Source organism: Paenibacillus puldeungensis (assembly GCF_042678945.1).
In the GTDB taxonomy this organism is placed as follows: domain Bacteria; phylum Bacillota; class Bacilli; order Paenibacillales; family Paenibacillaceae; genus Fontibacillus; species Fontibacillus puldeungensis.
Window position 1 is genome coordinate 1 of record NZ_JBHTLM010000009.1, and the last position, 13,805, is coordinate 13,805.

The 13,805-nt window shown below is 49.1% G+C and carries 13 protein-coding genes and 1 pseudogene; 8 read left to right on the plus strand and 6 right to left on the minus strand.

Annotated elements, in window-relative coordinates; genetic code table 11:
* On the plus strand, positions 1-616 hold a 616-nt coding region (locus ACFQ3W_RS13525; protein ID WP_379319768.1), incomplete at its 5' end, for an NAD(P)H-hydrate dehydratase.
* A 710-nt stretch (positions 617-1,326) separates the two neighbouring features.
* Here ACFQ3W_RS13525 and ACFQ3W_RS13530 read toward each other — a convergent pair.
* Positions 1,327-1,599: pseudogene (locus tag ACFQ3W_RS13530) on the minus strand (SDR family oxidoreductase); the annotation flags it as partial.
* Between the two features lie 194 nt (positions 1,600-1,793).
* Between ACFQ3W_RS13530 and ssuE the strand changes: the two are divergent.
* The 4 genes from ssuE to ACFQ3W_RS13550 all read left to right on the plus strand — a co-directional run bounded on the left by ssuE (position 1,794) and on the right by ACFQ3W_RS13550 (position 4,317).
* Entirely contained in the window at positions 1,794-2,333 is a 540-nt protein-coding gene (gene ssuE, locus ACFQ3W_RS13535; protein ID WP_379319769.1) for an NADPH-dependent FMN reductase, read from the plus strand.
* Between the two features lie 107 nt (positions 2,334-2,440).
* Positions 2,441-3,037, plus strand: coding sequence for an AAA family ATPase (locus ACFQ3W_RS13540; RefSeq protein WP_379319770.1), 597 nt, complete (start codon positions 2,441-2,443; stop codon positions 3,035-3,037).
* 166 nt (positions 3,038-3,203) lie between these two features.
* Positions 3,204-3,674 carry a MarR family winged helix-turn-helix transcriptional regulator gene (locus ACFQ3W_RS13545; RefSeq protein ID WP_379319771.1) on the plus strand — a complete coding sequence of 157 codons (471 nt, stop codon included), beginning with the start codon at positions 3,204-3,206 and terminating at the stop codon, positions 3,672-3,674.
* Between the two features lie 7 nt (positions 3,675-3,681).
* Positions 3,682-4,317, plus strand: a complete 636-nt coding sequence (locus ACFQ3W_RS13550) for an O-methyltransferase (RefSeq protein ID WP_379319772.1) — start codon at positions 3,682-3,684, stop codon at positions 4,315-4,317.
* Positions 4,318-4,337: 20 nt separating this feature from the next.
* Here the strand turns inward: ACFQ3W_RS13550 and ACFQ3W_RS13555 are convergent, their stop codons facing one another.
* Positions 4,338-5,300, minus strand: coding sequence for a helix-turn-helix transcriptional regulator (locus ACFQ3W_RS13555; RefSeq protein WP_379319773.1), 963 nt, complete (start codon positions 5,298-5,300; stop codon positions 4,338-4,340).
* A gap of 136 nt (positions 5,301-5,436) precedes the next feature.
* On the opposite strand from ACFQ3W_RS13555, the gene ACFQ3W_RS13560 reads away from it, so the two are divergent.
* The 3 genes from ACFQ3W_RS13560 to ACFQ3W_RS13570 all read left to right on the plus strand — a co-directional run bounded on the left by ACFQ3W_RS13560 (position 5,437) and on the right by ACFQ3W_RS13570 (position 7,691).
* Positions 5,437-6,369 carry a Gfo/Idh/MocA family protein gene (locus ACFQ3W_RS13560; protein WP_379319774.1) on the plus strand — a complete coding sequence of 311 codons (933 nt, stop codon included), beginning with the start codon at positions 5,437-5,439 and terminating at the stop codon, positions 6,367-6,369.
* 22 nt (positions 6,370-6,391) lie between these two features.
* Positions 6,392-7,150, plus strand: coding sequence for an AAA family ATPase (locus tag ACFQ3W_RS13565; protein WP_379319775.1), 759 nt, complete (start codon positions 6,392-6,394; stop codon positions 7,148-7,150).
* A gap of 127 nt (positions 7,151-7,277) precedes the next feature.
* Positions 7,278-7,691 carry a hypothetical protein gene (locus ACFQ3W_RS13570; protein WP_379319776.1) on the plus strand — a complete coding sequence of 138 codons (414 nt, stop codon included), beginning with the start codon at positions 7,278-7,280 and terminating at the stop codon, positions 7,689-7,691.
* 362 nt (positions 7,692-8,053) lie between these two features.
* Here ACFQ3W_RS13570 and ACFQ3W_RS13575 read toward each other — a convergent pair whose 3' ends face one another.
* The 4 genes from ACFQ3W_RS13575 to ACFQ3W_RS13590 form a co-directional block, all read right to left on the minus strand.
* Complete coding sequence (locus tag ACFQ3W_RS13575; RefSeq protein ID WP_379319777.1) at positions 8,054-9,466, minus strand: sigma-54 interaction domain-containing protein; 1,413 nt, start codon at positions 9,464-9,466, stop codon at positions 8,054-8,056.
* A gap of 123 nt (positions 9,467-9,589) precedes the next feature.
* Positions 9,590-10,531, minus strand: a complete 942-nt coding sequence (locus ACFQ3W_RS13580; RefSeq protein WP_379319778.1) for a nitronate monooxygenase — start codon at positions 10,529-10,531, stop codon at positions 9,590-9,592.
* A 62-nt stretch (positions 10,532-10,593) separates the two neighbouring features.
* On the minus strand, positions 10,594-11,838 hold the full coding sequence (locus ACFQ3W_RS13585; protein WP_379319779.1) for an L-lactate MFS transporter: 1,245 nt from the start codon (positions 11,836-11,838) through the stop codon (positions 10,594-10,596).
* Between the two features lie 39 nt (positions 11,839-11,877).
* A complete protein-coding gene (locus tag ACFQ3W_RS13590; RefSeq protein WP_379319780.1) occupies positions 11,878-13,446 on the minus strand; it encodes an acyl CoA:acetate/3-ketoacid CoA transferase in 1,569 nt (522 codons plus the stop codon).
* Positions 13,447-13,805 lie beyond the last annotated feature (359 nt).

Genomic DNA, 13,805 nt, shown 5'->3' on the forward strand with positions numbered 1-13,805 from the left:
CGCCGACGGCGGGACCGGCGCCTGGAGCGAAGCCGCAGTGGACGAAGTGCTGCGGCTGCTGGCGGCGCGCGGCGTGCTCGCCGTCGGCCCGGGGCTGGGCCGCTTCCCGGGCGAGGCCGGCTTCATGCGCGCCTTGTGGGAGGGCGCCCGGCATCCCCTGGTCGTGGATGCCGACGCCCTAAACATCCTCGCCGCGCATGATGGACTCGCGGCGTGGTCTCACCGGGATGCGCCGACGATTTTGACGCCGCATCCCGGTGAAATGGCTCGGCTGGCCGGCCTGTCCACAGCCGAGGTGCAACGGGACCGCATCGGCCTGGCGCGCCGCTTTGCAACCCAGCACGGCGTAACGCTCGTGCTGAAGGGAGCGCGCACCGTAGTGGCGGCCCCGGACGGCCGCGTGTTCGTCAACGTCACCGGGCACCCCGGCATGGCTACCGGGGGAGCGGGCGACGTGTTGACGGGCCTCATCGCCGGGCTGCTCGCCCAGGGCTTGGACGCCGTGCAAGCGGCAGCGCTCGGCGTCTACCTCCACGGCGCCGCTGGGGAGCACGCCATCGCCCGGCGTGGGAACCCGGCCTCCTTGCTCGCAAGCGATATCATTGAGGCGCTGTGAGGCGAGACAAGCGACGGTGCTTTGGTTCTACTAACCTCCAAGTAAAAAAGTCGATTCTCCTGTTAAGGGGTGTCGGCTTTTTTTTCAACTGTTCAGTGCCCTTTGCCGGCCGTGACTGGTAATGGGACTGGTATTTGGGCCTTTGAAACTTGGAGGGGGAAACGTTTTGCTATTCCCGCAAGCGAGTCCAACTAAATAAGGGTAAAAAAGGGCCTTAATGCGGCTCAATAGGGGAATTTCATAAAAATAGGGGATTTTAATGGCCTTAATTCCGATGGATGTGGGTAAAAAGACGATTTTTGAGGGAGAGAACAGAGAATAAGTACACAAAATGCCCTTATTTTTTGAGAAATAGGCAAATCTGTTTAAATAGGGCCATAATTTTCCCCTATTTGTCCTGCCATCCCCGAATCTTCCTTTATCAGGGCCAAAGTCGGGGTAAACATGGGGCAAATCCGGGCCATGCTACCTCCAAACCGGCAATTACGGCTCAATCCGGCTCATGCTAACTCCAATCGGACCCAATTGCGTCTTAATCCGTCCCATGTCACTCCAATCCAACTCAATTCCGATTCTTGTCAGCTCACTTCTACTCACCCCAACTCAATTCCACCTCAACTCAGCACATGGCAACTTTTCACCAGGTACGTCCGACACAGCCTGCCCGGGTCTGCCCAGTTCGACCAAGGCCTCCAAAAATCCACACACAGCTAAGCCGTAACCATCTCGCCACCGTTTACATGAACCGTCTCGCCGGTCGTAAAGGAGGAATCGCTGCTCGCGAGGTATACGTAAGCCGATGCCAGTTCATAAGGCTGTGCGGCACGTCCAATCGGAGCGTCGGTTCCAAAGGTAGTGACCTGCTCAGCTGATAAGCTGGCTGGAATTAAAGGAGTCCAAACGGAGCCGGGAGCCACGGCGTTCACTCGGATTCCCCGATCCATCAGCGAGATCGCCAAAGAGCGGGTGAGTGAAACGACTGCCCGTGCCTCGTTTCTAAGGCGTCCGAAGTTTCCCGCAAATAGGGGATAACGACATCGGCCCCGGCCGAATGTGCTACATTGGCATGAAATGCGAACGAGCCGCGAATTGACTTTTATTTAAAATGTTGATAGCATTTTTTTGAAAGTTTAGTGAAATCATCGGAATTTATTATAGATGAAGGAGAGTCATAATCATGGCAAAGGTTGCTATTATTAATGGAAGTCCGACTCCGGGATCCCGGCTGGCGGGCGTTATTTCTTTGACGGAGGAATTGCTTGTGCAGGAAGGTATGGAAGTGCGGCGATTGAATGTGGCTGACCTGCCGGCTGAGGATCTGATCCGCGCCAAATTCGAAAGCGAAGCGATCGTCAAGGCTAATGCGCTAGTGGCGGAAGCGGATGCCGTGATCATAGCGAGTCCTGTCTACCAGGCTTCCTATACAGGGGTACTCAAGACGTTCCTTGACCTGATCCCGCAAAAAGGGCTGGCCGGCAAAGTGGTATTACCGCTCTTCATTGGTGGAAGCCTCGCTCACCTGCTGTCGATGGACTATGCGCTGAAGCCGGTGCTGTCGGCCTTGGGAGCACGCTATATTTTGAGCGGCGTGTATACGGTCGATTCCCAGGTCGCCCGAAAAGAGGAAGGCGGCTTCGACCTTGCGGATGAGCTCGTTGCTCGATTGAAGGACAACGTGAAGGAGCTGATTCAAGAAACGAACCTGCGCCATCGGTAGGCGCGACGTTTATCGGTAGCCTTCTGAGCATACAACCGGTTGGAATCGCGGTTTCGGGAGAGTACAATAGGATAAACTACTACAGGATGATTTCGAGGAGGATACATATGCAAAAGTTAGTCTTTTTTGTAGGGGTAGCAGGGACTGGCAAAACGACGGTGGCCCGGGAACTGGCAAAGCGCATGCAAGCGGCTTTTTTGGACCGGGATACGGTGGGTGGACGCTTTGTGGAAAAAATGCTGGAGATGAACGGCCTCGACGTGAACGACCGCGACTCCGAATTTTATAAAAAACACCTTCGCAACCTGGAGTACGACACCACGAAGGACATTTGCATTGAAAACCTTGCCGCAGGCCAAAACGTGTTTATGATCTCTCCCTTTACGGCGGAGCTGAAAAATAAAGCCTGGATCGAAGAGGTTCTTGCGGCGGCTCATTTGTCCAAAAAAGAAGTGGATGTCAAGGTTGTGGCTGTCACCTTAAAGGACATGGATACGCAGAAGGAAAGAATCATTGATCGACAAACAGAACGTGATACATGGAAACTGGAGCACTGGGACGACTTCAAGCACCGCGTCCAATTCGTCCCGGAGATTAACTGGGACATTCCGGCCTCGTCGATTCTCGTGTTTGACAATAGCGGTGATTTGACGGAAGAAAAGGTTGACAGTGTGTACCGCTTTGTTCAGGGAGCGGAAGGCTGACCCCAGATCGATCTGATCATAAAGCAAGTAACAAACACAAGCCCCAAGGAAATGGTGCAAGAAACCATAGCCTTTGGGGCTTTTTCTTGACAATGTGGTCGAAGAGCGTAATATATATCGTATAACGATTATATCGTGTAACGATATAAATAGCGAAGGAGTTAATATGAGAAAGGAAGAGAAAATACAAAAGATCATTGATTTGAAGGATGGGATCGACGAATTGATTCACACAAGGTATCATGAGCTCGCTCAAAAGTATGATCTCAGTTTGGAACAGTACCATCTGTTAATTGAATTGGACGAGCTGATGCTTGATGTAAATGATGAAATTCAAGCACCTACGATTGGCCAAATCGCAAAAAATATTAATAACTCACAGAACACGGTTTCTGAAAGAGTAACCAGACTTGAGAACAAAGGACTTGTCAGCAGAATCAAGGACAGTAGCGACCGGAGAATCAGCAGAGTTGTTTTAACCGATGAAGGAAGGTTATTGATTAATCAGATTGATATGCAGGCTAGCAGTAAATTTTTATTTCATTCTTTATCCAAAATGAAAGATGAGGACGTCGATCAATTATTTCATGGTTTAGGAGAGTTGCATAAACAAATGGCTTTAATGAATGAGGAGTGATACAAGTATGACGGATTTAAGCGATATTAATACATACATTAATCAGCTTTATGAACAAGAAACGAGATTAACCAAGGAGAAATTCACTCATACAACCCAATTGGAGGATTTTAGTCCAGTCGTTGACGATGATGTGGCAAGATATTTGAAACTCCTTATCCGTATGATCCGGCCTGGGAAAATTTTGGAGGTCGGTACGTGTATAGGTTACTCTACGACATCTATGGCTCAGGTGGTTAAGGAATATGGCGGAAGAATCACTACAATTGAATACGATGACAAGATTGCAAAACAGGCAGCATTGAACTTTGATTATGCCGGAGTTTCCGATGCTATCGAATTAAAAATAGGGGATGCCATGCAAATCTTACCTTCGCTGAACGATAAGGAGTTCGATTTTATTTTTCTGGATGTAGACAAGAGACTATATCCGGTCTTGTTCAATGATTGCTTAAGAATTCTAAAGTCAGGCGGATTGCTGGTTGCCGAGGATACATTGTTTCCCGTACTAGAACTGGATGCCAAATGGCACGATTTAATTGAACCCATCGAGCAATTTAATCAACAGGTCATCCATTGCCCGGAACTTGAGAGTACGCTTTTACCAATTGGGGATGGGGTGATCGTGGCGAGAAAAGCATGATTTGTACAGATGCCGTGACTTTAATTAAAATATATCTCCACGGAGCGTAAAAAACGGTCTTTAATGAAATTTCTTAGCTCACCGGGTTCGAGAATCTCTGCGTCCCAAAGGATGTGCATGACTTCAGTGCAAGCTAATTCGAAACCGTGCATATTCACCTTTACTTTGATATCGTCGCCTTGATCCAGTTTCTCCAGAACATCGAACCTTTTTAAAAGAGCTTCTTTACCTTTGCTAATTTTCATCAGAACCGGGTACATCTCGGTTTCTTTTTTTGTCTTTATAAACTGATCTACACTATGAATCCAGTATTCCTCAAGGTTAAATTCCGGGGGAATGGCGAAGGATTTGTCCGATAACTCCACACTTGCAATCCGTTCGCATTTATAAGTTTTTAATTTTTCACTCTGTTCACTCCAAGCGACTAGATACCACTGCATATCTTTCAGTACGAGTCCGTAGGGAAGTACGTTTTCTTTGGAGGAAGCTTCATGGCTGTTGACCTTGCGATACGAAATTTGTATCCTCCGCAATTGCCAGAGCGATTTTCTGAGCTGCTCCAAGCATTTGGGAGTCGGTCGTTCACCCCACCACGGCGTTTCATCGAAAAGGAACCGTTCCCGTGCCACCTTAAAATCATGCTGATATTCCTTAGGGAGCGTATTTTCCAGCTTAAGCAAGGTTTGTTTTAGCTGCTGGCTCGTATCGGCTGAGCCGGAGTACATCCCGATTCCGCTTAAGTACAGGTTTACGGCATCCTCGCTTTGAAGGTTGTACAAATGCGCAGAATATCCCTCCATCAAGCGGATTCCGCCGTTCGGTCCGGTTGTCGTCGTGATCGGAACGCCCGCTTCGCACAGGGTATCGATATCCCGAAATATCGTCCGCGGCGACGTTTCCAATGCCTCCGCCAGCTCTTTGGCCTTCACTTGTCCTCTCGATTCAATGAGCAGCAAAATGGCAATTAGCCGGTGCAATCGCATGTCTTATTCTCCCCCGTTCAAACTCGCTGCTCGAGTCGTTTATTCAACGGAATTCTACATTTATGACAATAAGTTGTCAACAATTTTTTCGTATGATAGGGGTATTCCAAGGATATCGAAAGGGGTAGGGGAAAAGATGAAAGTGGGTATTTTGGGAACAGGGTTTGGAGCATATCATGCGAGTATATACAAAAAATTGCCGTCCGTGGAGTCAATAACGATCTTCGGGAGAAATGAACAAAAGCTCTTTGGCCTAAGGGGTGAACTGGGCGTCAACACGACCACGGAGATCGACGATATTTTGAACGATCCGGACATTGGACTGGTTGATGTATGCTTACCTAATCGCTTACACTGTGAGTATATTCAAAAAGCGTTGGCCAAGGGAAAGCATGTTTTTTGCGAAACGAAAGTGTGCGAGACTATGGATGAAGCAGCGGCGATTCGGAAAGCAGAGCTCGAATCTGGTAAACGGGTATTTGTTGATTTGTTTATCAAATTTGATCCTGCTTACCGGCTGATCTATGATGCCATACAGCAAAATTTATACGGTGAGCTTAAGGCGATTCATCTAAAAAGAAACACGGCAGCTGTCTGGGGCAAATTGGGGTTCGACACGATTGTAACCAACCTGATGATCCATGAACTGGACTTTATTACTTGGATCTTGGGCATGCCTCGTGAGGTTGCTGCGGCAGGAAGCTCCAGCAATGACAGGGAGGCCTGTGTCAGCGCCTTGTTGACATATGATGGGGTAATGGTGGAGTTGGCGGGATCTTCGATGTTGCCTAAGTCTTATCCGTTTACGGTGGGGTATGAGGCTATTTTTGAGCATGGAGCACTGCACTTTTATGAGCAGTCTTCTAACGAAGGAACCCAGCAACAGCTTATCGAGTATACACCGGGAGGAAAAAGTACGATTGACCTGCCCTCCGTTAATCCTTACGAGGAGTCCATCAAGCATGTGCTCGATTGCTGCGTTCATGGATCGGAGTCGATGTTAAGTATGGATAAGGCGTCAGCATCCTTGCAGCTTGCCCTTGATATAAAGAAGCTTTTACCCGGTTAATGGAGGAGGAACGTAGTCTACTATGGAAATGACGGCTTATTTGCGCAGTATTGCTCTATTGCGTGAAGAGGTGCCTTCCTTTAAAAAATATCCTTTTCACCTGCCAGCCATCTCTTCGCTTGATCAGCTTAAATTTCACCCGAAAGTAACCTATATCGTGGGCGAAAACGGGATGGGAAAGTCCACCCTGCTTGAAGCGGTTGCGGTCGCTCTAGGCTTTAACGCGGAAGGGGGCACGCTGAACTTTACTTTTTCTACCGCAGAGACCCACTCCGAGCTGTACCATTATTTGCGGATGGTTCGCGGTGTGACCAGACCGAGGGATGGGTTCTTTTTTCGGGCGGAGAGCTATTACAACCTGGCGACGGAAATTGATGCGCTTGATCGGGAAATGAGCTTCGGCCCTCCGATTATAGAATCGTATGGTGGAAGATCGCTGCATATGATGTCGCATGGGGAATCGTTTTTTGCCGCCTTCATGAACCGGTTCGGCGGGCGGGGGTTATACATTATGGACGAGCCGGAGGCGGCGTTGTCCCCGTATCGCCAAATGGCGATGCTGTCACGAATCCACGATCTGGTGGAGAAGCACTCTCAGTTTATTATTTCTACCCATTCGCCGATTCTCATGGCCTATCCGGACAGCCTGATCTACCAGCTCACGGCGGAAGGCATTCGGCAGGTTTCGCTGGAAGAAACGGATCACTTCATTATCATGAAGGAGTTCGTGAACAACCGGGAGCGCATGCTGAAGGAGCTGCTTGCCAGGGAAGAGGACTAGTTGAAATAAGCTTGCTTGGGCTCGTATTAAACGAGCTTGAAGTGAGCTTTTTTGCTTGATTTGGGACTTTTGTAAACGCGTCTCGTCCATCAGTATTTTAATACAAATATATGTGGGGGAACCAAATATGTACAAAGAACTAGACCACCTTTTATCCGCTGATACAACGATAGATTCTTGGTACGATGATGGCTGTGTCATAGCAAGCGAAATGCTTGCAGAGTTTAGCCCGAGTGATTGGGGTGAATTATCTAATAAAGTGCTTAATAAACCAATAGAATGGCAAAGAAAAATAGCATATTGCTTGGATAATAAGTGTAGTGTACATGATTTTAACATTCTAATCTCTTTGCTCAATACAAATGATGAGGAGTTATTCGAGATATGCATTGACACACTAAGAAGTTATTCAAGTCTAGAAAGTAAAAAAATGATATTGGATAACCCCCAGATTCTACAACGTGTAAATGACTTATTGCCTACCGCTAGCATACCAGTAAGGAAAATGCTCGAAGATTTCCTTACAAAAATCCATTCGTAGAATTCCCTGACTATAGTTTCAGTGCAATCTCTGGAGGTAAATAATTATGTCAATTAGCGCATTGAGTCACTTGGGCTGCAGTGGATAGATCTCTTTCCGACTGGCGGCTAAAATTCAATTGGAGAAGAAAAAGAGAAAATAATTGAAAGGATAGAAGGGATTCAAGACAAATTACCATTAGCATTTCAACGTAAGGATGCAGTCGTTTTTATAGGGTAGTCGAAGGTATTACTACCTAATATCGTTTTTCTGTTAAAAAAAGGCTTATTATGGTTAGATACCACCATAATAAGCCTTTTTTACGCAACTTAAAGAATAGATACCCAATGGTGCTGTTATCTGCACGGCCGTCCATCACTTAGTCAGGGCTCCTTGTCCTCTCCCAGCGCTTCCTTCATCCGCTTTAGCTTCCGGTAAATCGCCGAGCGGTCGATGCCTAGCTGCTTGGCGGCTTCCGAGCCGTTGCCCCCGCAGGACTTTAAGACCTGCTGAATATATCGTCCTTCGACAAGTGCGGTAAAGTCCTTCAAATCACTGAGCTTGTCCTGGTTTTTCTCGATAAAATGATCGAGGGAGAACCAGTCGGCCACGCTTTCTTCCAGAGCCGGGGATGGGGGGGCGGATGAGTCGGTGATGACGAGCCGCTCCACGTAGTTTTTCAGCTCCCGCACGTTCCCGTGCCAAGGCTGGTCCAGCATCTTTTGAAAATCATCCGCGTTCAGCGTATATTTTTTGCGATAAATTTGGTTGAAGTGCGCAATGAAGCTGGAGATTAAACCGACCAGGTCCGATTTACGGTTGCGCAGTGGCGGGATATGAATCGGAATGACGTTGATCCGGTAATATAGATCCTCGCGGAACAGCCCTTTTTTCACCAGGTTCCACAAATCACGGTTAGTGGCGCAAATGATCCGGCAGTTGACCGGGATTTGGCTGACACCGCCGACTCTGCGAAATTCGTTGTGCTCCAGGACGCGCAGCAGTTTTGCTTGCATTTCGAGCGGCATTTCGGCAATCTCATCCAGAAAAAGAACGCCGCCACTGGCGATTTCGAACATGCCTTTCTTCTCTTCAGCGGCCCCGGAGAATGCGCCCTTCTCATAGCCAAACAGTTCGTATTCGAACAAGGCCGGGGGAATGGCGGCACAGTTGATCGAAATGAACGGTCCGTTCCACTTGTTGCTCTTTTGATGAATATATTTGGCAATCACTTCCTTACCTGTCCCGGATTCGCCGAGAATCAGCACCTTGCTGTCGTAGGAAGCGATTTGATTGCATACCTGAATAATTTGCTTCATCGCCAAACTTTCGGCGACAATGCCCGTTTCTCTTCCCGGCGGCTTCGGCTCGGACCGCTTTTTAGAGCGCGGAACGGGGGAGGAGGGAGGCACACTTGCTGGCGGCAGGTTGAACGGCCCGCCTTTGTACTCATGAGAGCTGGTGACGACGAGCTGCACCTCTCCATTCTTGTCCAAAATCGGAATTGCCGTTGAAAATACCGTAAATCCCTGGATCGTTTTGACGGGATGAGATACCTTTTGCTTGGACTCGATGGCTTGCATCGTGATGGAATGGCTGTAATATCCGGCTTTGACGAGGTCCTGGACATTATATTTAAGCAGCTCCTCCAGCGGCACCCCGATTGTCAGGGCGGTAAACTCGTTGGAGATTAGAATGTTTCCTTTGGCATCCGTAACAAATAACGTAGATGGCGATTCGCTGCTGATTTTCTCTGCTGGGGCCTTAGCGGCTTTTTTCCCGGAGCTTTTGGACATACTCGTCACCTCGCTTTTGTTTGTTAGGATCATCAATTTATTAGTATTATAGCGGAGAGCAAGCGTAAAGAGAAAGCCAAGCAACTCTCTAGGTGAGAAGATGCCTGGCTGTGGTTAAAATACTTATTCGACGATCGACAATTTACCCAGGTTTTCCATGACCTTTTGAGCCTCAGCAAACATGCCGGTAATCATTTCTTCTACGGTCGTAATTTCGTTGCACAGGCCGCAGATTTGCCCGGCCATGACAGAACCGCGATCGGTATCCCCTTCAAAAACGGCTCTGCGCAGCGACCCGAGGCTGATTTTCTCCAATTCCTCGCGGGAAGCGTGTTCGTTCTCCAGCTTGAGATATTCGGCGATCATGCTGTTCTTGATGCTTCTCACAGGCCCACCGATGCTGCGGCCGGTCACCGTTGTGCTGGTGTCATCGGCTTGAATGACCGCCTGCTTGAAGTTTTCGTGAGTCGGGCACTCCACGGTAGCCAGGAAGCGAGTTCCGACCTGTACGCCTTGAGCGCCGAGGGCAAACGCCGCTGCGATGCCGCGTCCGTCCGCGATACCGCCTGCACCAATCACCGGAATGGAAACGGCGCTGGCAACTTGGGGCAGCAGAGCCATCGTCGTCGTTTCGCCGACGTGACCGCCGGCTTCTGTACCTTCCGCTACGACGGCATCGGCGCCGAGCGCTTCCATTTTCTTCGCAATCTTCACGGAAGGGATCACCGGAATGACCTTGATTCCGTTCTCCTTAAAAGTTTGCATGTAAGGGGCAGGCGTTCCTGCACCGGTCGTAACGATTTTAACGCCTTCTTCCACAATCACTTGAACCAGTTCCGGAATGTTGTGCATCATCAGCATCAGGTTCACGGCAAATGGCTTATCCGTATTGGATCTCACTTTCCGGATTTCTTCCCGAAGCCGGTCCGCGCTCATCCCACCGGAGCCGATAATGCCGAGGCCGCCTGCATTGGAAACGGCGCTTACGAGCGGATCAAGGGCGATTTGCGCCATGGCGCCTTGGAAAATCGGATATTTGATGCCCAGTAGTTTTGTAATCGACATATAGTTGTCCTCCATTTACTAATTTTTTAATAACCTTAAAAGTTCACTAGATAAATTGCAGATTAAGCAGCTTTCGGTTTAACAGGCGTATCGTCCGTTTGCTGTCCTTTTTCCATCGCTTTGAACAGGAAAGTAAGCGCGAAACCGACCAGTGCGATCACTAATGCAATATAAAAAGCGTTCGTAAACTGCCCGTTGTTGGCAGCGGCCACTGAGTTGGCGATCCGCGGTCCGAAGAAGGCGGCGCCCGAATAGCCGATAAACGTTACGCCGTAGTTGACGCCGTAGTATTTCATGCCGAACTTCTCGCCGACGATGGAAGGGAAAATGCCCATCGTTCCGCCGAAGCAGAGGCCGATCCCTACGATGGCTACTGCAAACCCGGCCACCGAGGTGGATAAAGCGATCGTGAGCATCATGGCAGCAATGACGATATAAATCATCATCAGACATTTCAGACGTCCGATCCGGTCGGAGACAGCGCCCCAGAACACGCGACCCAAGCAGTTGCTCAAGGAGTACAAGCTAACGAACAAGGCAGCCGATGCCGCGGAAAGACCGAACATTTTCTGACCGATAACAGAGGCATTGGCAGTAACCATCATGCCCGACAGCGCACCGATCAGGAACAAGCAGGCGATGACATAGAACAGAGGTTTTTTGATCATTTGATGCCATGGGATATTGACTCCGCCCTTCTTGGACGCGGCGGCCGGTGGTGTCCAGCCCTGCGGAGCAAAACCAACCGGGCAAGGCTTCACCAAAGTACCAGCGCCCAGGATAATGACTAAGAAAGCAGCACCAAGCATCATCATGGCTGTTTGAACGCCGGAATTCGTAATCAAGGCGTTGGCGAGAGGAGCAATTACGATTGTGCCTCCGCCGTATCCCGCAGTTACAATACCTGCAGCAAGACCTCTTTTATCCGGGAAGAGCTTCACGGTATTGCCAATCGTCGACGAGTACACGATACCTTGACCGATCCCGGCAATGACGCCGTAAGTGATATAAAGCATCCAAGGTTCGGTGGCGAGACCGGATAAAATAAACCCAAGTCCGAACATCGCACCACCGAGGAAGATGGCAATTTTCGCGCCGCCTTTATCGACCAGCTTGCCGCCCAAAATCATCGGGATCGGGGAAATGGCTGCATTGATCGTGAAGGCCATCATAATTTCCGGCATAGAAGCATTAAACAATTTGCTTAAAGGAAGTGCAAAAATACTGAACGCATAGATGGAGCCGACACAGATGTTGATGAGGGTAGAAGCGATTAAAATTCTCCAGCGGCTTTGATCCAAGTTCATTTGAGGTTTCCTCCTAGTTATAAATAAGTCGAATATGAGCTATTTTGTGTGCTGAGCGATGATAGATTTCAGTTTGCCCCAGTTTTCTTGGAACATCGCAGAGTCCATTTCCTTCAGGTTTGGAGAGATCACCGGCTCAAACTCCATTTGATCCAAAATATGAGTTTGCAGATCCACGCCTGGTGCGATTTCTGTCAGTGTCATTTTGCCGTCGATTAGCTCGAATACCGCGCGTTCAGTGACGTAGATAACCGGTTGATTTACTTTTGAGGCGTAGGAGCCGCTAAACGTAACCTGCTGGACCTTCTTGATGAACTTCTTAGCTTTCCCTTCGGTAACGATATGCAGCTTGCCGTCCTCAACCTTGATTTCCAGACCGCCGGCCGTAAACGTTCCTGCGAACACGAGCTTCTTGGCTGCTTGAGAAATGTTGATGAAGCCGCCGCAGCCGGCTACACGGGTTCCGAATTTGCTGACATTGACATTGCCGAACTCGTCGGTTTGCGCAAGGCCCAGCACGGACAAATCAATGCCGCCACCATCGTAAAAATCGAACTGCGCATCGTGATCGACGATAGCTTCCGAGTTATAAGCATGGCCGAAGTCTTTCAGCCCGGCTGGTACGCCGCCGATAGAACCGGCTTCTGTCGTCAGGATCAGCTGATCACTGACGCCTTCTTCTGCAGCAATTGTACCTACGCAGACCGGAATTCCCACGCCGAGGTTCAAAATCGTGTTAGGCACTAGCTCGGCTGCAGAACGACGGGAAATGATTTTGCGCTCGTCCAGCGGAATCGATTCGATGGCGCCGAGCGGTACTTTGACATGGCCGGAGAAGGCCGGGTTGTAATACGTATTTTCCGTTTGGAAGTGATTTTCCGGCTTGGATACGACCAGATGGTCGATCAGGATTCCGGGAACTTTGATATCTTTAGGGTTCAGTGTACCGTTCTTAGCGATCGTTTCCACTTGGGCGATGACGATGCCGCCGGAGTTGCGCACCGCTTGTGCAATCGGAAGCACCTCCATATGGAGTCCTTCTTTTTCCAGTGTGAGGTTGCCGTTCTCGTCTGCGACAGTTCCGCGAATCAGGGCGACTTGGATCGGAAATGATTTATAAAACAGCCACTCCTCACCTTCGAGCTCGATCACTTTCACGAGTTCTTCCTTGGTTCGTGGGGACATTTTGCCTCCCTCTAATCGAGGGTCAACGAATGTTTCCATACCGACTTTTGTTATAACACCAGGGCGCTTGGCTGCGATTTCACGGAACAGCTGAGTAATGACGCCCTGCGGCAAATTGTAAGCTTCGCATTTATCCTCTTCGATTAACTTAGCCATTCCAGGGGAAGCGATCGCGATGCCGCCGATCCAGCGCTTTACTAGCCCTTCATGACCCAAGTGGCTCATCCCTTTATCGCGGCGGTTGCCTACTGCACTGGCATGCATTACTGTGAGGTTTTGAGGGTGCCCGGTTTGAAGGAACCGTTCCTCAATGGCAATCCCCATCTCCTCGGCCCAGCAGGACAACCCGAATCCGCTTGCTGCTACTGTGTCTCCATCCTTAATCAGCTCCGCAGCCTGTGCAGCCGTAATTACTTTTGACATGTGCGGTCACTCCTTATCATGTTTGTTAAAATAGTCATAAGTTTATTTGTGAAACTATTCACTAGTTAGTCATCACTTAGTTGTGAATAATTTCACTTGTATAGTATTACGAGCAGCAAAAGACCGTCAATTGCCCGAAAACAGGCGGTTTTTCAGCGCGATTTGTGTAGTAAAATTGCGACTCGATCAAAAACTGGGCATTTATTGCATAGGCAGAAGTGACCTTGAAATGTCTTTTAGGTTGTTTGAAAGGGATGTTCAGGAGAGGCAAAGCCGCCAAGATGGAGGGGGAATACAGTAGTCGCAAAAATGCAACACTTTACTGATAAGCCAGACTCTAAGTAAACGCTATCATTGGC

What these genes read in the sequence shown, in the direction of transcription:
- ACFQ3W_RS13555 (WP_379319773.1), bottom strand. Translation starts at nt 5,300, where the DNA reads ATGCGATTGCACCGGCTAATTGCCATTTTGCTGCTCATTGAATCGAGA.
- ACFQ3W_RS13570 (WP_379319776.1), top strand. Translation starts at nt 7,278, where the DNA reads ATGTACAAAGAACTAGACCACCTTTTATCCGCTGATACAACGATAGAT.
- ssuE (WP_379319769.1), top strand. Translation starts at nt 1,794, where the DNA reads ATGGCAAAGGTTGCTATTATTAATGGAAGTCCGACTCCGGGATCCCGG.
- ACFQ3W_RS13575 (WP_379319777.1), bottom strand. Translation starts at nt 9,466, where the DNA reads ATGTCCAAAAGCTCCGGGAAAAAAGCCGCTAAGGCCCCAGCAGAGAAA.
- ACFQ3W_RS13560 (WP_379319774.1), top strand. Translation starts at nt 5,437, where the DNA reads ATGAAAGTGGGTATTTTGGGAACAGGGTTTGGAGCATATCATGCGAGT.
- ACFQ3W_RS13540 (WP_379319770.1), top strand. Translation starts at nt 2,441, where the DNA reads ATGCAAAAGTTAGTCTTTTTTGTAGGGGTAGCAGGGACTGGCAAAACG.
- ACFQ3W_RS13545 (WP_379319771.1), top strand. Translation starts at nt 3,204, where the DNA reads ATGAGAAAGGAAGAGAAAATACAAAAGATCATTGATTTGAAGGATGGG.
- ACFQ3W_RS13590 (WP_379319780.1), bottom strand. Translation starts at nt 13,446, where the DNA reads ATGTCAAAAGTAATTACGGCTGCACAGGCTGCGGAGCTGATTAAGGAT.
- ACFQ3W_RS13550 (WP_379319772.1), top strand. Translation starts at nt 3,682, where the DNA reads ATGACGGATTTAAGCGATATTAATACATACATTAATCAGCTTTATGAA.
- ACFQ3W_RS13565 (WP_379319775.1), top strand. Translation starts at nt 6,392, where the DNA reads ATGGAAATGACGGCTTATTTGCGCAGTATTGCTCTATTGCGTGAAGAG.
- ACFQ3W_RS13580 (WP_379319778.1), bottom strand. Translation starts at nt 10,531, where the DNA reads ATGTCGATTACAAAACTACTGGGCATCAAATATCCGATTTTCCAAGGC.
- ACFQ3W_RS13585 (WP_379319779.1), bottom strand. Translation starts at nt 11,838, where the DNA reads ATGAACTTGGATCAAAGCCGCTGGAGAATTTTAATCGCTTCTACCCTC.